At 37.6% G+C, this 21,624-nt stretch carries 24 protein-coding genes; 8 read left to right on the top strand and 16 right to left on the bottom strand.

The window, feature by feature from the left end; genetic code table 11:
- Window positions 1–56: 56 nt before the first annotated feature.
- From ACIQ1H_RS03615 to bioD, 5 genes are all read right to left on the bottom strand, one after another.
- Window positions 57–179 carry a hypothetical protein gene (locus ACIQ1H_RS03615; protein WP_255639584.1) on the bottom strand — a complete coding sequence of 41 codons (123 nt, stop codon included), beginning with the start codon at window positions 177–179 and terminating at the stop codon, window positions 57–59.
- Between the two features lie 356 nt (window positions 180–535).
- Window positions 536–1,531: a biotin synthase BioB gene (gene bioB, locus ACIQ1H_RS03610; protein WP_402886565.1), complete on the bottom strand. Its 996-nt coding sequence runs from the start codon at window positions 1,529–1,531 to the stop codon at window positions 536–538.
- A complete protein-coding gene (locus ACIQ1H_RS03605) occupies window positions 1,528–2,121 on the bottom strand; it encodes a biotin transporter BioY (protein WP_173478995.1) in 594 nt (197 codons plus the stop codon). Before ACIQ1H_RS03605 ends, bioB begins: the two co-directional genes overlap by 4 nt.
- The gene (gene bioA / locus ACIQ1H_RS03600) at window positions 2,088–3,491 is read right to left on the bottom strand and encodes an adenosylmethionine--8-amino-7-oxononanoate transaminase (protein WP_402886563.1); all 1,404 of its coding nucleotides are present in this window, start codon (window positions 3,489–3,491) and stop codon (window positions 2,088–2,090) included. Before bioA ends, ACIQ1H_RS03605 begins: the two co-directional genes overlap by 34 nt.
- Window positions 3,472–4,176, bottom strand: a complete 705-nt coding sequence (bioD, locus tag ACIQ1H_RS03595) for a dethiobiotin synthase (RefSeq protein WP_402886561.1) — start codon at window positions 4,174–4,176, stop codon at window positions 3,472–3,474. Before bioD ends, bioA begins: the two co-directional genes overlap by 20 nt.
- 230 nt (window positions 4,177–4,406) lie before the next feature.
- Between bioD and ACIQ1H_RS03590 the strand changes: the two genes are divergently transcribed.
- Both ACIQ1H_RS03590 and ACIQ1H_RS03585 read left to right on the top strand, forming a co-directional pair.
- Complete coding sequence (locus ACIQ1H_RS03590; protein WP_402886559.1) at window positions 4,407–4,871, top strand: hypothetical protein; 465 nt, start codon at window positions 4,407–4,409, stop codon at window positions 4,869–4,871.
- Between the two features lie 89 nt (window positions 4,872–4,960).
- Window positions 4,961–5,485, top strand: coding sequence for a hypothetical protein (locus tag ACIQ1H_RS03585; protein WP_402886557.1), 525 nt, complete (start codon window positions 4,961–4,963; stop codon window positions 5,483–5,485).
- Between the two features lie 102 nt (window positions 5,486–5,587).
- Here ACIQ1H_RS03585 and ACIQ1H_RS03580 read toward each other — a convergent pair whose 3' ends face one another.
- Together ACIQ1H_RS03580 and ACIQ1H_RS03575 are read right to left on the bottom strand one after the other, a co-directional pair.
- Window positions 5,588–6,628, bottom strand: a complete 1,041-nt coding sequence (locus ACIQ1H_RS03580; RefSeq protein WP_402886555.1) for a beta-carotene 15,15'-monooxygenase — start codon at window positions 6,626–6,628, stop codon at window positions 5,588–5,590.
- Between the two features lie 170 nt (window positions 6,629–6,798).
- Window positions 6,799–7,683, bottom strand: a complete 885-nt coding sequence (locus tag ACIQ1H_RS03575; protein WP_402886553.1) for an AraC family transcriptional regulator — start codon at window positions 7,681–7,683, stop codon at window positions 6,799–6,801.
- Window positions 7,684–7,791: 108 nt separating this feature from the next.
- Between ACIQ1H_RS03575 and ACIQ1H_RS03570 the strand changes: the two genes are divergently transcribed.
- Window positions 7,792–8,718, top strand: a complete 927-nt coding sequence (locus ACIQ1H_RS03570; RefSeq protein WP_402888537.1) for an EamA family transporter — start codon at window positions 7,792–7,794, stop codon at window positions 8,716–8,718.
- A 180-nt stretch (window positions 8,719–8,898) separates the two neighbouring features.
- Window positions 8,899–9,945, top strand: a complete 1,047-nt coding sequence (locus tag ACIQ1H_RS03565) for a Cj0069 family protein (protein ID WP_402886552.1) — start codon at window positions 8,899–8,901, stop codon at window positions 9,943–9,945.
- A 141-nt stretch (window positions 9,946–10,086) separates the two neighbouring features.
- Here ACIQ1H_RS03565 and ACIQ1H_RS03560 read toward each other — a convergent pair whose 3' ends face one another.
- Window positions 10,087–10,719: a LysE family transporter gene (locus tag ACIQ1H_RS03560; RefSeq protein ID WP_402886550.1), complete on the bottom strand. Its 633-nt coding sequence runs from the start codon at window positions 10,717–10,719 to the stop codon at window positions 10,087–10,089.
- Between the two features lie 156 nt (window positions 10,720–10,875).
- Window positions 10,876–11,616: a tetratricopeptide repeat protein gene (locus ACIQ1H_RS03555; RefSeq protein WP_402886548.1), complete on the bottom strand. Its 741-nt coding sequence runs from the start codon at window positions 11,614–11,616 to the stop codon at window positions 10,876–10,878.
- A gap of 352 nt (window positions 11,617–11,968) precedes the next feature.
- On the opposite strand from ACIQ1H_RS03555, the gene ACIQ1H_RS03550 reads away from it, so the two are divergent.
- The 3 genes from ACIQ1H_RS03550 to nspC all read left to right on the top strand — a co-directional run bounded on the left by ACIQ1H_RS03550 (window position 11,969) and on the right by nspC (window position 14,702).
- Window positions 11,969–12,157, top strand: a complete 189-nt coding sequence (locus ACIQ1H_RS03550; protein WP_402886546.1) for a hypothetical protein — start codon at window positions 11,969–11,971, stop codon at window positions 12,155–12,157.
- A gap of 179 nt (window positions 12,158–12,336) precedes the next feature.
- Window positions 12,337–13,566 carry a saccharopine dehydrogenase family protein gene (locus ACIQ1H_RS03545; protein ID WP_402886544.1) on the top strand — a complete coding sequence of 410 codons (1,230 nt, stop codon included), beginning with the start codon at window positions 12,337–12,339 and terminating at the stop codon, window positions 13,564–13,566.
- The gene (gene nspC, locus ACIQ1H_RS03540; protein ID WP_139860561.1) at window positions 13,563–14,702 is read left to right on the top strand and encodes a carboxynorspermidine decarboxylase; all 1,140 of its coding nucleotides are present in this window, start codon (window positions 13,563–13,565) and stop codon (window positions 14,700–14,702) included. Before ACIQ1H_RS03545 ends, nspC begins: the two co-directional genes overlap by 4 nt.
- An 86-nt stretch (window positions 14,703–14,788) precedes the next feature.
- On the opposite strand, the gene ACIQ1H_RS03535 is transcribed toward nspC, so the two are convergent.
- The 5 genes from ACIQ1H_RS03535 to mce form a co-directional block, all read right to left on the bottom strand.
- Window positions 14,789–15,277 (bottom strand): chemotaxis protein CheW, encoded by a 489-nt coding sequence (locus tag ACIQ1H_RS03535; RefSeq protein ID WP_139860559.1) that lies wholly within the window; start codon window positions 15,275–15,277, stop codon window positions 14,789–14,791.
- 19 nt (window positions 15,278–15,296) lie between these two features.
- The gene (locus ACIQ1H_RS03530; protein WP_402886542.1) at window positions 15,297–16,418 is read right to left on the bottom strand and encodes a M20/M25/M40 family metallo-hydrolase; all 1,122 of its coding nucleotides are present in this window, start codon (window positions 16,416–16,418) and stop codon (window positions 15,297–15,299) included.
- Window positions 16,419–16,588: 170 nt separating this feature from the next.
- Entirely contained in the window at window positions 16,589–17,542 is a 954-nt protein-coding gene (locus tag ACIQ1H_RS03525; RefSeq protein WP_402886540.1) for a hypothetical protein, read from the bottom strand.
- A gap of 147 nt (window positions 17,543–17,689) precedes the next feature.
- Window positions 17,690–19,237: an acyl-CoA carboxylase subunit beta gene (locus tag ACIQ1H_RS03520; protein ID WP_173479007.1), complete on the bottom strand. Its 1,548-nt coding sequence runs from the start codon at window positions 19,235–19,237 to the stop codon at window positions 17,690–17,692.
- Between the two features lie 5 nt (window positions 19,238–19,242).
- Window positions 19,243–19,656 carry a methylmalonyl-CoA epimerase gene (mce, locus tag ACIQ1H_RS03515; RefSeq protein ID WP_173479008.1) on the bottom strand — a complete coding sequence of 138 codons (414 nt, stop codon included), beginning with the start codon at window positions 19,654–19,656 and terminating at the stop codon, window positions 19,243–19,245.
- Window positions 19,657–19,781: 125 nt separating this feature from the next.
- Between mce and prli42 the strand changes: the two genes are divergently transcribed.
- Window positions 19,782–19,877: a stressosome-associated protein Prli42 gene (gene prli42, locus ACIQ1H_RS03510; protein ID WP_173479009.1), complete on the top strand. Its 96-nt coding sequence runs from the start codon at window positions 19,782–19,784 to the stop codon at window positions 19,875–19,877.
- 20 nt (window positions 19,878–19,897) lie between these two features.
- Here the strand turns inward: prli42 and ACIQ1H_RS03505 are convergent, their stop codons facing one another.
- Together ACIQ1H_RS03505 and ACIQ1H_RS03500 are read right to left on the bottom strand one after the other, a co-directional pair.
- On the bottom strand, window positions 19,898–20,905 hold the full coding sequence (locus ACIQ1H_RS03505) for an aromatic acid exporter family protein (protein WP_402886538.1): 1,008 nt from the start codon (window positions 20,903–20,905) through the stop codon (window positions 19,898–19,900).
- 182 nt (window positions 20,906–21,087) lie between these two features.
- Window positions 21,088–21,528 carry a BrxA/BrxB family bacilliredoxin gene (locus ACIQ1H_RS03500; RefSeq protein ID WP_173479011.1) on the bottom strand — a complete coding sequence of 147 codons (441 nt, stop codon included), beginning with the start codon at window positions 21,526–21,528 and terminating at the stop codon, window positions 21,088–21,090.
- Window positions 21,529–21,624: the final 96 nt, after the last annotated feature.

Raw genomic sequence — 21,624 nt, 5'->3', positions numbered from 1 at the left:
AAGAAACCACATTGTACGTTATTGCGTACAATGTGGTTTCTTTAAACGAATAAGCATTATTTTGTATATGTTAAAACGGCATTTTTCTTATATTTCGCTAACGCTGCTGTTGCTTCATCTTTGTTTGTATATTCAAAAATACGAACATTTTTATTCTCAAATACTGTTACAACCCACATCTTAACCTCTCCTTTCTATTTTATTTTTGTAATATAACAATCAACGAAAATGTGATGTAAAAAACAAACTGTCTTATAACAACTTCTTGCTGATTCTTATTTTACGCTCTTTTTTAAAAAAATAAAGCTTTATGTGAAGCCCTTCACAAACTGTTCAATTTCAAAACGCTTACATTGAACAATTTGTGAAAACCTTCATATTTTAGGTATAAATGAAGAACCATTTACTTGCCTACGATAACTTTACATGCACATAAGAAAAACCGTCTGTACGCCTTTTCCACGACGTATAAACGGTCTTCCAATTTCAATCATCAATAAGTAGTAGTAGATTTTATTTTATAAGGATGATGATTTTAACAAAATACTTCTTCTTGCTTTTGTGTAAGCTCTATTTCAAAGCCTAAATCTTCGAGCATACGAAAATCGCTATTCACTTCCTGCCCTTCCGTCGTTAAGTAATCCCCGACAAAGATACTATTTGCTGCATACATTCCGAATGGTTGGAGAGAACCTAAATTTACTTCGCGGCCACCAGAAATACGAATTTCCTTCGTTGGATTTATATAACGGAACAATGCTAAAACTTTTAAACAATAGCGAGGATTTAGCTCCTGAGTTCCTTCTAGCTTCGTCCCATCGATTGCATGTAGAAAATTAACAGGAATCGAATCCGCATCCAATTGGTGCAGAGCACGTGCTATTTCCACTACATCTTCTTTCGTTTCCTTCATGCCAATAATGGCCCCAGAGCACGGCGAAAGACCATGTTTTTTCACAACTTCAACCGTATTTACACGATCTTCATACGTGTGGGTAGTCGTAATATAAGAATGATGTCGCGCAGATGTATTTAAATTATGATTGTAGCGATCCACACCAGCTTCTTTTAATTGCTGCGCTTGCTCTTCCTTTAGTAATCCAAGACAAGCACAAACTTTTAAACCGTATTGTGCTTTAATTTCTTCAACTGCTTCACTCACTACATTGACGTCTTTTCGAGTTGGTCCCCGTCCGCTTGCTACAATGCAGTAGGTTCCTATTTTATTTTCAAACGCACGTTTTGCCCCAGCTAATATTTCCTCTTTTGTTATGAAAGGGTATTTCTCTATAGGAGCTGTTGACTTGGATGACTGAGAGCAATACCCACAATCTTCTGGACAATAGCCACTCTTTGCATTCATGATCATATTCAACTTTACCTTTTTGCCGTAATAATGCTTACGGATAGCAAAGGCACCGTCCATTAGCTTTAAAATGTCATCGTCATGACTATTTAAAATAGCAAGTGCCTCGTCATGACTAATTATTTTACCCGCAATCACTTCATTTGCTAATTGTAACCAATTCACTGTACATTCTCCTTTTCAACTCGCACAAGTTTTATCGCTCTAGCCGAACGAAATACTTTATACAATCGTTCTGCTAATAAGGCAGAGGCAATCGCTAAGCAAAAGTCTGCAACAATACTATTTAGAAAACCTACTAAGAAAACATGAGACCAGCTTGATTGCATATTTAACCATACATTCAAAGCCAAATATAGATATGGAACCGCCACTGCATAAATAATGATAAGCCCTACAATATTGGCACCGATGAAATGTTTTTTTGTTGGAGCTTCTACTCGATTAATTAGAAAACCAATCACTAATGCAGCAAGTGCGAAGCCTATTAAGTAACCAAAAGTCGGTTGCAATACATATGTAATGCCCCCACCTTGTGTAAAAACTGGCATGCCAGCTAAACCAATTCCTATGTAAACGAGTTGACTTAGAAATCCATTGCGTCCACCAAGTAAGCAACCTGCCAAAAAAACAAAGACAATTTGTAATGTAAACGGCACTACAGGAAGTGGTATTTTAATAAAAGCACCAATGGCTGTTAAAGCAGCAAACATCGCAATCATCACAAGTGATAGCGTTGATTGTCTTTGAAACATGCATTATTCCCCCGTTCTTCAAAAAATTGAACAATTGTTTCTTTTGTTGTCTGTATCATAAATTGCATCTCTTCGTCCGTTATTATATAAGGCGGCATAAAGTACAAAACATTCCCTAATGGACGAATAAGTAATCCTTTCGTTAATGCTCTTTTATATATTTGATAGCCAATACGCTCCTCACTCGAGAATGGCTCTTTCATTTCACGATTCGCCACTAACTCGATAGCCCCGACAAAGCCTACCTGTCGATATTCGCCAACAAAAGGCAAATCACTAAAAGCCTCAACTGCTAGCTTACGCATGCGTTCACCTTTTTCTTGCACAATGTCTATATAATGCTCTTCTTCAAACATCGACAATACTTCTAGAGCAACACGGCAAGCAAGTGTATTGCCCGTATAACTATGCGAATGTAAAAATGCTTTCATCGTCGCATAATCATCATAAAATGCTTGGTATACTTCATTTGTTGTTAACACGACAGAAAGCGGTAAATAACCACCTGTTAAGCCTTTCGACAAGCACATAAAATCTGGTGAAATAGCTGCTTGCTCGCAGGCAAAGAGTGTACCTGTTCGACCAAAGCCAACTGCAATTTCATCTGCTATTAGATGGACATCGTAGTTTGTACATAGCTCCCGTAAACGTCGTAAATAAATAGCGGGATACATTTTCATGCCTGCCGCCGCTTGAATCAGTGGCTCAATAATGACCGCTGTAATTTCCATATGATGCTGACTCAGTTCTTTTTCAACAAAAGATATGCATTGGGCATCACAACTTTGTGGATTTTTATTGAAGGGACAACGAAAACAATCAGGTCCCTGAGCTCGCACTGTATCTAGTAAAAGTGGCTGATACACCTCATTATAAAGATCGACACCACCGACTGATAAAGCACCAAGTGTTTCGCCGTGATAAGCATCTGTTAATGCAAGAAATCGTTTTTTCGTCGTTTTTCCTATTTGCATGTGATACTGAAAACTCATTTTTAATGCAATTTCGATCGCAGATGAGCCATTATCGGCAAAAAATACTTTTTGCAAGCTTCGTGGTGTTAAAGCAACTAATTTTTGAGCGAGCTTAATAGCTGGCACATGTGAGAAATTTGCAAAAATTACATGCTCCAAAGTAAATGCTTGCTCACTTAAAGCCTGACTTATTCGCGGGTTAGCATGTCCAAATAAGTTCACCCACCAGGAAGAAACAGCATCTAAATAACGATTATTCTTTTCATCGTACAACCATACACCTTGTCCTTTTTTAATAACAATTGGCGGGAAGTCCTCATAATCCTTCATTTGAGAGCATGGATGCCATACATGTTGCAAATCCATTTCTTGTAATTCAGTTATTACTTGTTTCATATTTTAATAGCCTTTCAAACAATGTTGTTTCCGTTATCGCAAATTCAATCATGTGCGATAAATCTTTCAGCTTTGGAATCGTCGCAAACGGTAATGGGTAATGTTTTAAAATCGTTTTAATATTATCTTGTTCCATCTCGCTACCCATGTCACCGTTGAAAACAATGCCAAGAACTTCAATTTGCCGTGAGCTTAAAGCCTCTAATGTTAAAAGCGTGTGGTTTATCGTACCTAGTGTTGTTCGAGTGACAACGACAACTGGTAGTTTACTTTGAACAATAACATCGATCAGTGTTGTTTCGCCATCTGAGTCCAGTGGGACAAAAATCCCTCCTGCTCCTTCACAAATGACAACATCCCATTTTTGCTGTAATTGCTGCATCTGACTTAATAATCGCTGTATATTTATTTGCTGCCCCTCCAGTTGAGCAGCAAAATGTGGCGAGGCTGCTTCTTTAAATGAATAGCCATTTAAATTTTCTCGGTCGAGCAATTGTAAAGAATATTTTTCATACATGGACGTATCGTAGTAGTAGGATTGCTCACCATCATGGACTTCACCAGTTTGTACTGGCTTGTAAGGCGTCACATGGAAGCCCTGTTTTTGCAAATTTCGCACTAATAATGTGGTAACAATGGTTTTACCAACATCCGTATCTGTGCCAACAACCCAAAAATGTTGCATCTTACCCCCCCTTTCATTTTGAGTTAACCAACTATAGTTTTTAAGTTAACACATATATTTTCATTTTGTAAATGCTCTTTTTAGTTTTTTACGAAAAATCCTGCTTTTTTCTATTAGGTAAAGCTTGTTCCACTAACGATTTATTTGGGTTTATTATGAATTTGTTATTTCAAAATTTAAAAAGGATTTTAGTCCTACTCTGTAGTATTAAGAAGTTAGGGGGTGGCAAAATGTTTGGATTGTTTAAAGAAACTGAGAAAATCATTGAACCATATGAGCAAGTGAGCAATATTTTAAATTCATTACTTACTTACGAGATTAGGGATTTACCACTGCGTTATGAATTTTGGTACCGCTTGGCCATTCGTCAGGAAGAATATCGAACATTACAAGCAGCGCATCGAGCAAAAATTTCAATGCATACAGCAGTAGGACGTTTTCATCAAATCCAGTATGAGGCGACAAAACAAAAGTGTACGAAGCTCGAACGACTAGCGGATATTTATAAGAATTTTTGTATTGAAGAAGACCGACAAGCATTAAATCATCGCCTACATTTTCATAAGGAAACAATTGCAGAGATTTATGAGCACGTACAAAATAAAGAGCTATATACATATAATGATTCTGTACAGCAACAATTTTGGGAGGCTGTTAGCGAAGACATACTAAAAGCAATTGCCCATCTAGATTAACTCTAGATGGGCAATTTGCTCATGTAATACATTGAAACGTATGGTAAATTTAATGAAATACATCCGTATTAAGTAAGGAGAATATTTTTATGATTGCTTGGATTATTACTGCTGAAATTGCCTTTTGGATTGTCATCCTACTAGGTCTCATAAGTAGATACCATTTTAAAAAGCAAAAACTAAGCATCATCTTTTTTGCACTTACACCTATTATTGATTTATTACTTGTATGGCTAACTGTTATGGATTTACGAGCTGGTACACCAGCATCCATATCTCATGGTATCGCCGCAGTGTATATTGGTGTTTCAATTGCCTATGGAATAACGATGATTACTTGGGCAGATGAAAAGTTTCAACAATGGTTTTTAAAACTGCCGATAGAAAAGAAACGACTAACAGGACTAGCGAAAGGTATTCATGAAATTAAAATGCTTGGTCTTCATGTCATTGCCTACATAATTAGTGCTAGCTTATTGTATGCGATGATTATTTTTATCGGTCAACTGACTGATACATCTTCCCTCTTCCAAGTCATGAAAATTTGGGGCATCGTTTTACTAGTAGATGCTGTTATTAGTCTTTCGTATATCATTTTCCCTAGTAAAAAATAATTACCACCTCATATTACCCTACAAAAAGTTGGCTATCTTATTAAAATAGTTTAATAAAAAAAGCCTCGCACAAATATGTGCGAGGCGCTAACTGTTTTACAATCACTCTTCATTATTTCCCATACCTTGCTGAAGTATTTCTTTTAATTCCTGTATTTGATCAACTTTAATCGCTACATGATTATAGCGCTTTTTAATGCCTAACATAAACGTTACTTCCAACGGTTCTCTCATCTTCAATATAATTTGGGGATAGGCTTCTCCAAAATCACGTGCGATAAAATCAATGGTATCTTTCGATAATTTCTCTTTTAACAATTCTGGGTCTTTTTCTATTTTTTCGATATTAGCAAAGCGAATAGTCGTTCGTTTCATTAAACCTAAAGATAAATAAAGTGCATCGTTTGTTGCATAAATAGGATTTAGGCGAACTGCCTGCATATCTGCTAAGAAAAATAACACTGAATATACATTAAGTATTAATAAAATGATAGATAATACCATTGATTTCTCATGGAGCCACCAATGTATACCGATTGTTTCTATGACGATCGCATGAATCATCATCATTTGAAAGGTAATGTAGCTGGAGCTTTTATGCAAAGTAATTCCCGCCCGTTCTTTCCTCTTCCAACTTGCAAATCCGTAATAAAGAACGAGTAAATCTGTACAGAGCAATTGAATTATTCGATACTTCGGCGCATGTTTTTCAACAGCTTGCGGAAAAGAGAATATATCTGGCAGTGCACTTGCCCTTACATCCGCTAATATTTTAGGCATATAGTAGACAAGCGTTGTGACAAATACTACTTCAATAACAATTAGTGCACCCTCAATCGCAAATCCAGCCCAAGTTACCGCGACGAACGGCTGTAAATGATCGATTGGAATAATAAAACGTGCAGCAATACAGCCTGAAGCGGCTAAAATAATCGCTTGCTTAATAGAAAATTTTCGTTTATAAAGCATCATTAACACTGGCATAACGATTATAAAATCGAGTAATGAACCGAGTACAACGCCTGCTGTTTCGGCTGGTAATATCGACACACCAATGCCTGTGTTATATAGCGAATAGTTACTAATTAATACAACGAATAAAAATACAAGCCAAATATTTCGCTTCTCTTTTAAGGCTACCATGACGTATCCCTCCTTTAAAATTGCCCTTACATCCATTCCTATTGTTATCTATATTATTAACTTTAAAATATTTAGTATAATTTGCAAAGTCTTTCCCATAACAAACGACTTTTATTATGCTAGAGTTGTCATTGAATGTTCACTGATTTGTCCAGTCATTCCGCAGTAGGTTATTTTGCTAGAAATTTTTTACGATACACATGGGGGGAATAGCCCGTATACTCCTTAAAGCGTTCAATATAATAGCTCACCGTACTAAAGCCAGTGATGGACGCAATAAAAGTGATGGAATGCTCACTATCTCGCAACAGTTCGATACTTTTTCGTAAACGATATTGTAATAAATACGTAAAAGGTGTTACACCCACTATTTTTTTAAAGAAGCGACTACATTCAGCTCTACTTATAAAAACATGTGCAGCTAACATTTCAAGTGTTATTTTTTCTTGATAATGACAATGGATATAATCGAGCATTTCTTTTGCACGCTCATGTTGGACAATCATCGATGACTGCATCGTTTCCTCTGTTAGCTTTGATTGCATTAATATCGATTCCCATATCGATAGCAATGCCCTCAACACTTGAATTTCAAAATAAGCAGTTCGTTCTTTTATTAGGTGAGCAGTTCTTTCAACATCTTGCGCAAGCTCTCCTAAAAGCTTTACATATGGGAGTCTATTATTTTCTACATATGGACTGACATATTTAGCTGTGACAATACTCCCTTCATGTCCTCCTAAAAATTTCGGATCCACATTTATACAAAAAAGCTGCGATTGCTCAACATTGTAAGGTCTTGCTTCATGTAAACAAGCCGCATTGACAAATAAGCCCTCGCCCTCCTCAAGTATTAACACATCAGCACCTACACGATATTTGATGCGTCCACTTTTTACATAGACAAATTGAATTTCCTTATGCCAATGTAATGGTAAAAAATCACGCCGATCAATTCGCAAATACGTTTCATATAACGCAACAGGAAAAGCATTCGAGCCATGTAACGTTAATTCCTGTAAATCTTTCGCTACTTTAATATGTGTTAGCGCCATTGTAATCACCTCAATATATTGATATTTCTAACCGTATAATTCGATATTTCTCAAAGTAATAAGTGTTTATAATATCTCTATATTGATAGTTTAGGAGATGTTATAGTGATGAATCAAGAAAATAAAAAAAATTCCTTTTTTGGTTTTATACTTGTCATTCTCGGCGCAAGCTTTTGGGGAATTGGTGGAACAGTCGCCCAAAAACTTTTCCAACAAGAACAAATTGAAGTTGGGTGGCTTGTTTCGAGCAGGCTTCTGTTAGCAGGTATGCTGTTAATTGCCGTCTACAAGATTACACACCGTCAACAATCCATTTTTGTAATGTGGCGAACAAAGCAAGATGCTTTTAGACAAATTCTTTTTAGTATACTCGGCATGCTTGCTGTACAATACACCTACATGATGTCCATTGCTATCGGCAATTCTGCTGTAGCGACTTTACTGCAATATTTGGCTCCTCTCTTCATCATCGCTTTTTATATTATTAAAAGGCAAAGCAAACTCACGAAGCAGGATGGAATTGCAGTTACACTCACACTTACAGGTACGACATTATTGCTGACAAATGGATCTCTTTCTACGCTTTCTGTACCAGCGATGAGCGTAGTTTGGGGTGTGCTATCGGGGCTTTCTGTCGCTTTTTATACATTATATGCAGTACCGCTTTTACAGCAATTTCATTCATTACTTGTAGTCGGTTGGGCAATGCTAATTGGCGGTTCTGTCATGAGCATTTTTTATCAGCCATGGCACATCGACTTATCGACATGGACCATTGCTACGAGCGCTTACTTTTTGTTTATCATTATTTTTGGGACAATGCTTGCCTTTTGGTTCTACATTGCAAGTTTGCATTACCTATCACCAAAAGAAACAAGTTTACTAGGCAGCCTAGAGCCATTAACAGCTGTATTGACAAGTGTGCTATGGCTACAAATTCCGTTTGGGGGCTTCCAAATGCTTGGAACATTTCTTATCCTATGCATGATTTTATATCTTACGGTATTTCAGAAAAAACAACTTGAATTGGGCTAAAAAACCAAATTATTAGCATAAGGCGGTAAAATTAGATAATTCCAAAAATTAATAGTCATAAACTACTAGATTGAAAATTCCAACTATGATTTTGTATATAAAATTTACATATTTCATATATCTTTTCTCCTTGTTTGTCCAGTATACTAAAAAATATCATGACAATAAGGAGGTATATATATGAATAGAAAAGTAATTTTCTTCGAAGTACGTGGAGGCACTGATAAGGGACCCGATGGCTTCAGACAAGATACGATGCCAATGGTAAATGCACTTAAACAACGCGGACAAGATGCGGAAGTAGTGTTCTTTGATATCACAAAAAAAGACGCCATCTTTGAGTACGTTAAAGAACAAGGCATTGCCTATGTATCCCGCATTAACCCTGGTAATTTAGAACACGAGGAAGCATATTTCGAAATGCTGCGTGATTTATGTGCAGCTGGGGTCATTGGCATGCCACATCCCGATGCAATGATTGGCTACGGTTCTAAAGATGTATTATCGAAATTAGTCTCTACAAATTTAGTACCTGATGATACATTTGCTTATTACACAATTGAAGCATTTAAGGCACAATTCCCTACCTCCCTTGCAATTACTGAGCGAGTATTAAAGCAAAATAGAGGCTCAACTGGAGAGGGTATTTGGCGTGTAAAGTTAGTCGAACCGCTTGCTGCTGGCATTACAGAAGTACCGCTAGATGCCGAGATTAAATGTACTGAGGCAAAAGACAATCATGTAGAATATTGGAAGCTTGGCGAGTTCATGACATTTTGCGAGCAGTATATCACTGGCACAAATGGGATGCTCATTGATATGCGCTTCCTTCCACGTATTACTGAAGGCGAAATCCGCTTATTTATGTTGCGTGACAAACCAGTTCACGTGGTACATAAAAAACCAGCCGATACTGAAGATGCCTTTAGTGCAACACTTTTCTCCGGTGCTCAATATCGCTACGATAAACCAGAGGAATGGGAAGAACTTGTACAAAACTTTTTAACACAGCTACCTCTTGTCACGAACTTATTAGGCAATTACGACCTACCGCTTATTTGGACAGCTGATTTCATGTTGGATACAAATGAAGCAGGAGAAGATTGTTACATTTTAGGTGAAATGAATTGTTCATGTGTAGGCTTTACTTCGGAACTAACTTTGGCACATCAAATTGCAGAAGAGATTTTAGCTTGTCTTCATGAACATCGTGAAATTCCTGCATAACTATTCACTACGAAAAATTTTCACATCAGCTTTAGACTATAAACAAATTGTTTATAGTCTTTTTCTATTTTGGTATTTAGAGCTTTGTTGCACTATAAAAAGGCATTGAGAATCTCCTCAATGCCTTGTCGATGCTTATCTTTATCTGTACATTTTAATGCCTTGAATAAACTCATAAATGAAATATCCTGCGAAACAAATTAATAAGACGCCTGAGATCATTGTAAGTGTTTTAATCATCTTGCGACTCATCGCTTTACGTGTAACCGAAACAATTGTCATTAAACCTATGTCGTGCAGTAAAATGCCGCTAAGTATTCCAGCAGCTATTACTAGGAAGCTAGCCGATTCCCCTTGATCATACGATTTTGCTAGAACGACACCGAATACATTTACCCAAAAAACGAGGTTGCCTGGCGAAATGGCCACTAGCAGCCCATTTCGATACGATGTGAAAAATGATTTAGTCACCTTTTCACCCGCTAGCGTAATATCCTTATCGGCGTTTTTAATCGAATCTAGTCCAAGTAAAAATAAAAAACCAGCTCCAATAATCCACATTGGCAGTTGAATTATCGGCATGGCTAATATAGTAGCAAGTCCCATATATAGGGCAAAAACTAAAACTACATCAACCGTCATACCACCAAGACCTACTGCCCAGCCATGTATAAAGCCATTTTTTAACCCTTGTTTTGTCATCTCGACAGTAATGGCGCCTACAGGCATTGCGATAGCAAGTCCAACTAATACATACGCAACATATAAACTCAAACAAACACTTCTTTCATGCTATAAAATAAGCTTCTTACGTCCGTTTATATAAATATTCTAGCATAAAAATACAGAATTTGTTTATTTTTTTATATTTATTCATTTATAAGTGCCAGTCACCCAAACAATTTATAATTATCGACGTGTTTTTTCGCTTTACAACATTTGTTTCTTCCATTGAGCTAGTAAATCCTCAGACTTCGCAATTTCAACCTTTAACTCAACTTGCTTGGCAGAGCAACGTTTTTTCGCTTTTTGCCAAGCTTCCTCCAATGCAGGTATGTAACTTAAATTTTTTGTAGAAGCTACTAGCTGGAAAAAAATATTCCCTTGAATATAGTACCAACGAGGGTTCATTCTATCTAACTCAATCGCTTCTTCAATAAGGCGCAGTGCCAAATATGGGCTCGCTTCCAAACGATTAATAAATTGGGCAAAGGCTCCCCAGTATAAAGCTTTATTAGGCTGAAGTTTTATCGCCTCCGCATATTGTACCATTGCTTTATCTGGCTCTTTGGCAAGGACAAAATATTCAGCCATTGTATAGTAAGCATTCGCCTGTGCTTCTATTGACCCTGCTAATAATTCATCAACTACTTTGCCAAACTGCTCATCGTCCTGAGTTCCAATATATGCGGCGAGGATATCACGCTCAGGATAAGATCCATCTACACGTTCAACACTTTGTTGCACATTTTCCGCACTTGGCGTCGGCATATTGGCATATCCATTTGCCTCTAAAAGTGCCACATGCTGTTGGATAGTTGGAAATGAAGCGTCAGCTCCAAATGATTCATCCACTAATAATGCTTTTGCCAAATTATAGCTTTCTTTTACTTGACCACTTACAAAAAATTCATTTACTTGTTGCACTTGTTCATTAAATTGATTTATCACTATATAATCCTCACCTTCACCTAAAGAAAAGTCTTATTGGTAGTTTACCATCTTTAGAGAGAAAAACAGCAATTATCATGAAAAGCAATGCATGAAAAGACCATTTTTTTAATATACATATGGTCACCCTATTGTTCTTGTCGAAAACATTCAAATCTCGATTTGCAAATTATTGGAGCAAAAAATACGAATCATGCTCGTTTGAAAGTAAAGACGAAAACCATAATGCATAATTCTAGTTTTTCATCACCATAATAGTTATTATTTGGATTATTTTCTGAATTATGAGATAATTGAAGTAAAATTTCTTTCGTGTTTGGGGCTAGTAAATTTCAATTTAGGAGGGCTTGCTATGAATCGACACTTTCATCTGTTAATACTACTAATGGGCAATTTACTTATACTAGGAGCCATTTTCATTTATGCTTTGCAAAGTCAAGTGCAAGTGGCCTTCAGCACCTATGGCCTCGTGATGGGATTATTAAGTATGCTACTAATCTTTATTTTTTATTTATGGGGGGACGTCGAGCATCAAGTTTAGGTGCCCACTTAACGTGCCAGTCACTCACACAATTTAGCTATTCCCTCTTAAGTTTGCCTAATAAATGTTGAAAAAAAAATTTTTTTGTAGAAATTTAAAAACAATGATTGAGTAGTATATCAATTTTCTGTATAATCAGCTTGTTTGACAATACTTTATATGAACTTGGGGGTAGACAATTGGGTAAAGCATTGATTATAGGAGCTGGCGGAGTAGCCAGTGTTGTGGTACACAAGTGTGTTCAGAATTCGGACGTATTTGAGGAAATTTGTATCGCAAGCAGAACTGTTTCAAAATGTGACGCTCTAAAAGAAAAACTAGACGGCGGAAAAACAAAGATTCATACTGCACAGGTAGACGCTGACAATACTGAAGAATTAATCGAGCTTATTAAAAGCTTCGGACCAGATGTTGTCATTAACGTAGCGTTACCTTATCAAGACTTAACGATTATGGATGCTTGCTTAGCGACAGGTGTGCACTATGTGGATACTGCAAACTACGAGCCACCTGAAACGGCAAAATTTGAATATAAATGGCAATGGGCTTATAAAGAAAAGTTCGAAAAAGCTGGCTTAACTGCGTTACTTGGTAGTGGATTTGATCCAGGCGTAACAGGCGTTTTCACTGCGCATGCTCAAAAACATGAATTCGACGAAATCCACTATATTGATATCGTAGATGCCAACGCTGGTGACCACGGTTATCATTTCGCAACAAACTTTAATCCAGAAATCAACATTCGTGAAATTACAGCGAATGGTCGTTACTGGAAAGATGGCAAGTGGATTGAAACAGCACCACTTGAGAAAAAAGAAGTTTACAACTTACCAGAAATCGGTCCTAAAGATATTTACCTACTGTATCATGAAGAATTAGAATCAATTGCTAAAAACATTAAAGGTTTAAAGCAAATTCGATTCTGGATGACATTCTCTGAAAAATACTTAACACACTTAAAAGTATTAGAAAATGTAGGCATGACTTCAATTGAACCAATCGAATTCGAAGGTCAAATGATTCAGCCAATCCACTTCCTTAAAGCAGTATTACCAGATCCTGCATCACTAGGACCACGTACAAAAGGTAAAACAAATATCGGCTGTATTATCCGTGGTTTAAAAGATGGCAAAGAAAAAACTTACTACGTATATAACGTATGTGACCACGAAGAGTGCTATAACGAGGTTGGTTCACAAGCGATTTCATACACAACAGGTGTACCAGCAATGATTGGTGCAATGCTTGTAATGAACGGTCAATGGCAAAAGCCTGGCGTTTGGAACGTAGAAGAATTCGATCCAGATCCATTTATGGATGCGCTAAACAAATGGGGTCTTCCATGGCAAGAAAGCCATAACCCAGAATTACTTGACCTAGAGATTGAAGCGAAGGAACATAGCCGATGAAACCAATTGATTTCACCAAAGTTCCATCACCTTCATACGTAGTGGATGAACGTCTATTAACAAAAAACCTTGAGCTTTTAAAGTCGATACAAGATCGTACGGGCTGCCGTATTTTACTTGCACTTAAAGGGTTTTCAATGCATTCAACATTCCCTTTAGTTGGTGAATACTTAGCTGGCATTACATCAAGCTCCCTATTTGAAGCCCGTCTTGGTTATGAAAAGATGGGTAAAGAAGTTCATGTTTATGCACCTGCTTACGTAGAGCATGAAATGGACGAGCTTCTTGGCTATGTAGATCACATCGTCTTTAACTCTTTCAACCAATGGGCTCAATACAAGGACAAAGTCAAAGCTACTGGTAAATCAATTGAATGTGGAATTCGTGTAAATCCTGAATACTCTGAGATTGAAACAGCACTTTATGATCCTTGCTATACGAACTCTCGTCTTGGTACAACATTAGCTAACTTTGACAAATCTCAACTTGATGGTATAGATGGCTTACACTTCCATGCAATGTGTGAGCAAAACTCTGATACATTAGAGCGCATTATTGAAGTTGTCGAAGAAAAATTTGGTGATGTTTTACATCAAATGAAATGGCTAAACTTCGGCGGTGGTCACCATATCACTCGTGAAGATTATGATGTTGAAAAACTAGTGAATATCATTAATTATATTCAAGATAAATACAATCTCCTTGTTTATTTAGAGCCTGGTGAAGCTGTGGCGCTAAATACAGGTTACCTTGTAGCAACTGTTCTAGATGTTCAGAAAAATGGGATGGACTTAGCTATTTTGGACACTTCTGCAACTTGTCATATGCCTGATGTGCTTGAAATGCCTTACCGTCCAATGATCATCGGTTCAGGACAAGCAAATGAGCTAGCACACACATATCGCTTAGGCGGGCTTACATGTCTTGCTGGTGATGTAATTGGAGATTACTCATTTGAAGAACCGTTGAAACCTGGAGATCGCCTTGTTTTCACAGATATGGCGCACTACTCCATGGTAAAAAATCATATGTTTAACGGTGTTAACCTGCCATCTATCGTTTCGTATAACGATTCAGAAGGCATTAAAGTGATTCGTGAATTTAAGTTCGAAGACTATAGTGGTCGACTTTCTTAATGAAAACGAGAACCCCCTCCAATCTATTAAGGTTGGAGGGGGTTCTTTTTATTGGTGTAATGACTTTTGACATCAATATGTAAAGCTTAAATCTCTACGTTTTCTTTTTCGTTTTCAAGCATTTTGTGTAAATAGTTTATAATTTCTCGAATGCCCTCTAAGGAATCTACGAGTATTTTTGGGTCAACATACGTAATCATACGATTTTCTAAATTCGCCACAGCCGTAAAATAGCGTGTTTTAGCATAATTGACAAGACCCATTTGCTTTAAAACAGATTCATCTAAATCGAGAATTTCCCTAGCTTCTGTCACGAGCAGCCCATAGTTTACTACATCTGTATTTAATACAATCACACGTGCTGTCGGTGCATTTGACGAACGATTATAGAGAATACGTTCAAAATCTAATACTGGAATTAGCTCTCCTCGATTTCTTGTAAAACCTAGTAAATAATTTGGTAAATGCGGAATTGGGGTTACTTGCTCTAGTTTTTCAATGGATATTGCTTGCTCCACTGGTACAGCATATTCCTCTGTACCACATGCAAAAACTACTGCCTTTACACTTTCCATCAGGTCACTTCCTTTTATTTTAGCGCTCGTCTTTAGCTGTTTCTTTAACGATTTCAACAAGCAAATCGGCTAATTTCTCTAATTCTTCTACAGGAATCTTTTCATTTGTTGTATGAATATCTTCATACCCTACTGATAGGTTCACCGTAGGGATGCCAAAGCCTGCAATAATATTAGCGTCAGAGCCACCTCCAGAAATACCTAATAGAGGTGTTCTGTCAATATTACGTGCTGCCGCCATAGCTACCTGTACGACTTTATCTGACTCTGTTACACGGAAGCCTGGGTACATTAGTTTTACTTCTACTTCAGCACGTGCGCCCATTGAAGCTGCAACTTGCTCAAACGTATCTTGCATATGTTTTGTTTGGGCATCTAGCTTTGTTTTATCAATTGAACGTGCTTCTGCTAAAATGTTCACTTCATCGCACACAATGTTTGTAGCTTGTCCACCTTCAAAGCGGCCAATATTCGCAGTTGTTTCTTCATCTAATCTTCCAAGCTTCATTTGTGCAATACATTTTGAAGCAACCGTAATGGCAGATATCCCTTTCTCAGGAGCAACACCTGCATGCGCAGTTTTACCGATGATTTTCGTAAATATTTTCGCTTGGAATGGCGCTGCTGTCACGATTCCACCAACTTTGCCATCACTGTCAACTGCAAAGCCGTATTTTGCGATAATAGCAGTAGGGTCCAATTCTTTCGCTCCTACTAAACCACTCTCTTCCCCTGCTGTGATGATAAACTGGATGTCACCATGTTCAATTTGTTGTTCTTTTAATCGCTTTGCCATTTCAAACATCGCTGCTAGACCTGCTTTATCGTCTGCACCTAAAATTGTTGTGCCATCTGAAACGATATAGCCATCTTCACGAAGCGATGGTTTAATACCTTTTCCTGGTACAACCGTATCCATATGAGAAGTAAAATAGATTGGCTCAATATCTAATGTACCTTTTAATGTCGCGATAATATTTCCAGCACCGTGACCGTTGCGTGTATGTGCATCATCTTGCACTACTGAAAAACCAAGTGCTGTTAATTTTTCAATTAGAACTGGTGCAATTAGCTGTTCATGTTTTGTTTCTGAATCGATTTGTACGAGCTCAAAAAACTCTTCTACTAAACGACTTGTCATGTTGTAAAACTCCCTTGATTTACGTGTTTTCCACGTCATAATATATGTATTAGTTTAGCACATTGACTGAAGAGTTGGAATAATACGCTAGTAGTAACTTCTTTATTTTATATTCAAAAATGCATAAAAGCCTGTGAAAAGAGTATGAGAAGCTCTTTCCACAGGCTTTTTTATAGTTGTAATATCTCTATCTTTTCCATTTGTAGTGTTTCCAAATATTCCAGTGCTCTATTATGCTTTTCCTGCAAACGTCTAACTGTATTATGTACATCATCTTGTACTCTGGATACTTGCTCTCTTGCTGTAGATATTTTGGAATGAACTGACCAAGCCGAAAATATATCATCAAAGAAGTAGTCTGCAAATTTCACAAAGCCATCTGTTTCAATTTGCAAAGATTTTGTCGACATGTCCTGTACATCCAGCAATTCGTTATGAAAGCGTTGCAAGGCAATTTGTGCACTATGGAGATAGTTTTCCGTTTTATCAAGCGCATCATGCTTTAAATGTGTGGCAATAAGACCTCCACCAAAAAACGTATCCCATGTCGAATATCCGCTCGCTGAGTGTAGTGATGCAGCAGCCTGCCCCAGTTTAGTAAGCGCAATGTCACCTGCATCTTCCGCTTCTTGTATTTCTGAGATTAACTGCTTCGTTATAAATTCTTCATTTGCAAGCTGTTCTATTTTCTGGGCAACTTCGGGTTCATGTAATTGGAGATAGCTTTTCTTTTTTATATGTAGAATGTTTAATGCTTCTTGAAGTTGTTGTTCATTAATTTGCTTGAGCTTTTGATTAACCTGTTCAAAATCAAATGTTAAGTCTTTCAGCATTTTTTCCGCTTCCTTGATTTTCAATTCTAGAATGGCTGCCTTATCGATTTTCTCTGCGCGCAAATCGTCTTGTTGCCCAGTCCATGTACGAATCATATTCATAAACGAAAAGCCCTCTAGTTTATCAAGTTTCATACGAATTTGATTGTGTTCAGTAGAATGCTTAGTAATTTCCTGCTGTGCATGCTCGATTTGCCCTTCAATTAAAAACCTCTGCTCTCTTAATCTATTAGCATTTCTTAGTTGTCCTTGAAGTGTTTCCTGCTCAGTCTGTAATTGTTGCCATTCCATTCATCTCAACTCCCCTTTTGTATTTGTACGAATGAGCGAAAGAAATGTTTCAATTATCTGCCATTTTATAAAATTCTTTTTTGTTCCGAATCTGTTATCTCTCATACAAAAACCCAGCAACCAAATGGCTACTGGGTTTGTCCATTATTATAGCGGAATATTTCCGTGTTTTTTCTCTGGACGTGTTTCGTGTTTATTTGACAGCATGTCTAAAGCTTGTATAAGTTTAATACGTGTATCACGTGGATCGATAACATCATCAACCATACCACGAGATGCCGCCACGTAAGGATTGGCAAACTTCTCTTTGTATTCTTCAATTTTTGCTGCACGCGTTGCTTCAGGATCTTCTGACTTCGCAATTTCACGCGCAAAGATGATATTTGCAGCACCCGCTGCACCCATAACCGCGATTTCAGCATTTGGCCAAGAGAATACTAGGTCAGCGCCAATTGATTTAGAGTTAAGTGCAACGTATGCACCACCATATGCTTTACGTAAAATTACTGTAATTTTTGGTACAGTTGCTTCTGAATAGGCATAAAGGATTTTCGCACCATGACGGATAATTCCACCATGCTCTTGTTTTACGCCTGGGAAGAATCCAGAAACGTCTTCAAATGTGATGATTGGTACATTGTACGCATCACAAGTTCGAATGAAACGGGCTGCCTTATCGGAAGAATCGATATCAAGACCGCCAGCTAATACTTTAGGTTGGTTACATACAAGACCTACTGATTCACCTGCAATACGCGCAAAGCCTACTACTACGTTTTTCGCAAATTCAGAGTGAACTTCCATGAATGAACCTTCGTCTACTACTTGTTCCACTACTTTACGCACATCGTATGGGCGAGTTGTTTCGATTGGAACAGTGTCCACGATTTCAGGACGGTAATCGTCCCCTTCAGGACGTGCCTGGCGTGGTGCTTTTTCTTTATTGTTTTGTGGTAAATAACTTAATAATTGTTTAATTTGATCGATGGCAGCTTCTTCCGACGGTGCACGGAAGTGAGCGTTACCACTTACTGCATTATTTACTTTAGAGCCACCAAGGTCTTCAGCAGAAATTTTTTCACCTGTTACTGTTTCAATAACTTTTGGTCCAGTAATGAACATTTGAGATGTTTTATCGACCATTAGGATAAAGTCTGTGATAGCTGGAGAATAAACTGCTCCACCTGCACAAGGTCCCATAATGACTGAGATTTGTGGAATAACACCAGAGTAGATTGCATTACGGTAGAAAATATGTCCGTAACCGTCTAAAGAAAGTACACCCTCTTGAATACGTGCGCCGCCTGAATCGTTAATGCCGATGAATGGTGTGCCATTTTTAGCAGCAAGATCCATTACTGTCGCCATTTTTTTAGCGTGCATTTCACCAAGTGCTCCACCGAATACAGTGAAATCTTGAGAGAATAAGTAAACTGGACGTCCGTTAATTTTACCAAATCCTGTTACTACGCCGTCGCCAGGTCCTTCTAGTTTGTCCATACCGAAATCGACTGTACGGTGTGTAATGAATGGGTTAATTTCGAAAAACGTACCTTCATCGAGTAATAATTCAATACGCTCACGCGCAGTTAGCTTACCTTTTTCATGTTGCTTTTCGATGCGTTCATAGCCACCGCCAAGTTCAATTACCGTCTTACGATCATATAAGTCATTAATTTTATCGAACATATCCATACTAATCACTTTTCCCCTTTTCCGCTTTTATCACATAATTCATATAGCACACCGAAAGATGATTTAGGATGCAAGAAAGCAACCTCTGCACCACCAGCACCTGGCCCTGGCTCTTCTGATAAGAGGCGCACGCCTTTATCACGAAGTTCCGCCATACGCTCACGAATACCTGTTACACCGAATGCTACATGGTGAATGCCTTCGCCACGTTTCTCGATAAATCCGTGAATCGTACTTTTTTCGCTCATCGGTTCTAGTAATTCTAGTTTCACGTTGCCAGCGTCGATAAATGCAACACGGACTTGCTGAGATTCAACCTCTTCTACTTTCAGTAACTTTAAACCTAAAGTTTCTGTATAATATGTAATGCGTTCATCAAGATCGCGCACTGCAATCCCAATATGGTCTACTTTCTCCATGGTGACATCTCCTTCTGTTATGGTACATACCCTATTTTACAGATTTTTTTGTCAAAACTCTACTACTTGAGAAATTTTTCAGATTTGCTAAACTATTTATAAGAAAAGAAGGAGCGAACGAGCATATGAGTAATAAAAAATTTCAGAAAATCGTAGTTTATGCTATGATTGCCATTATGGTAATCTCATCTCTTGCATTTGGTTTATCGATGCTAGTTTAAGAAAGTGCGAAGCGTCCACATTACTGTGGGCGCTTTCCTTTGACCTTTAAACCCTTAAATGATTGCTTTATCTCTAAATAACGATCCATTTCCTCAATGAATTGATAAAGCGCAGCCTGAGCAATAAACTCTTGATGATTTGTCGGTAAAGGTAATTCAGCAAAATCTCTCTTTGCTAGCTCTAATTTCTCCCTAAAACGACCTGCAGTATTTCCTGAATGGACATGCTCACCAAGGTCTTGTAGGAAGTCCGCAACGATTTCCGCTTCTTGTACTATAACAGGTAGTGCAGTTATTTTAGGGAGTACTCGTTCAATTATTTCAAGCTGCTGTTCACGCATATCGAAGTAAAGATAATAATCATTTTGTCTTCGTGTAAAATGATTTTCAACATCTTTAAAAGCTAATGATTTTGCATCATTCAACGTTTTAATAGCTTGAATAATTTCCTGCCCATCCCATAATGTATCGCCTTGTCTTAAATAGCTGGCAATTTCTAAAAAAATCTTTTTGTACAGTTCCTCTATTTTAACTCTATAGTAATTTAATTCCTTTTGAATATCTGGCATATACATATTTATCGCTATTCCCGTACCATACCCGATAGCCATCAAAGCAAATTCATTATAAACAAGAGCTAACGTAAAGCCCTTTGCAGCGTAAATATGCATAATTATGACCGCACTAGAGACGAAACCATCTGCTACCTTTAACGACACAATTGTCGGGATAAACAATACAAGCATACCTGCCAATGTTAGAGGGTGATAAGAAAATAGCTCAAAGCTTAAAAATGCATACAGCATACCGACTATGCTTGCGACAAAGCGGGTATAAGCAGCATGAAGTGATTTTTTCTTTGTTGGCTGCACACATAGGATCGTTAGAATACCAGCTGAAGCATAAGAAGCCAATTCAAAATACTGCGCAATCGCTATGGCAATAGCTGCACCGATTGCTGTTTTTAATGTACGATAGCCGATTGAAAATTTCTTCAAGTCGACTGCCTCCCATCCTGCAACTTTCATAACGAATAATTATTCATTAGAAGCTTTTCTTATCTAGTAAAACTTTTTAATCAGCAAGACTTTTATTTAGCCAATATTACAAAAATTCCAAAAGGATTTGACTAAAGTGCACATGTCACTCTAGCCAAATGAATAATAGCTAAACCCTATTTAATCTTGCCTTACATAGATATTGAAAAATATTAAAGCTCTTCACAATATTCTTCAAAATTTGCTTGTAAGTTTGTCACGACCGACATTGGATCATGCCCTTCAATTTCATAGCGGCCAACTTCTGCTACAACTTGTCCATCTTTTAAAAGTACAAATGATGGAGAAGATGGTAGGTGGTCTTCACCGAAGTGATAACGAGCAGCTGCTGTAGCTTCTTTATCTTGACCTGCAAATACAGTAACTAAATGATCTGGTCGTTTATCGTAATGCACGCATTGTGCTGCTGCTGGTCGAGCAATACCTCCCGCACAGCCGCATACTGAATTTACCATGACTAATGTTGTACCAGGACGAGCAAACGCCTCTTCAACAGCTTCAGGTGTGCGTAATTGCTCATAACCTGCAGTTTCAATTTCAGCACGTGCTGTTTTTAAAATTTCTTGCATAAATAAATCGTAATCCATATTCATAAAGCGATAGCTCCTTTCAATTTCGCGCTTGTCTTTAAGCTTAAGATGCTTTAGATAGCACTCATACATCTCCTATCATAGCAGTAAGTGACGAGT

This window comes from Lysinibacillus sp. NPDC097279 (assembly GCF_044761745.1).
GTDB lineage: Bacteria > Bacillota > Bacilli > Bacillales_A > Planococcaceae > Lysinibacillus.
Note: the sequence above shows the minus strand (reverse complement) of the source record. Positions and strands in the feature narration are given on the sequence as shown.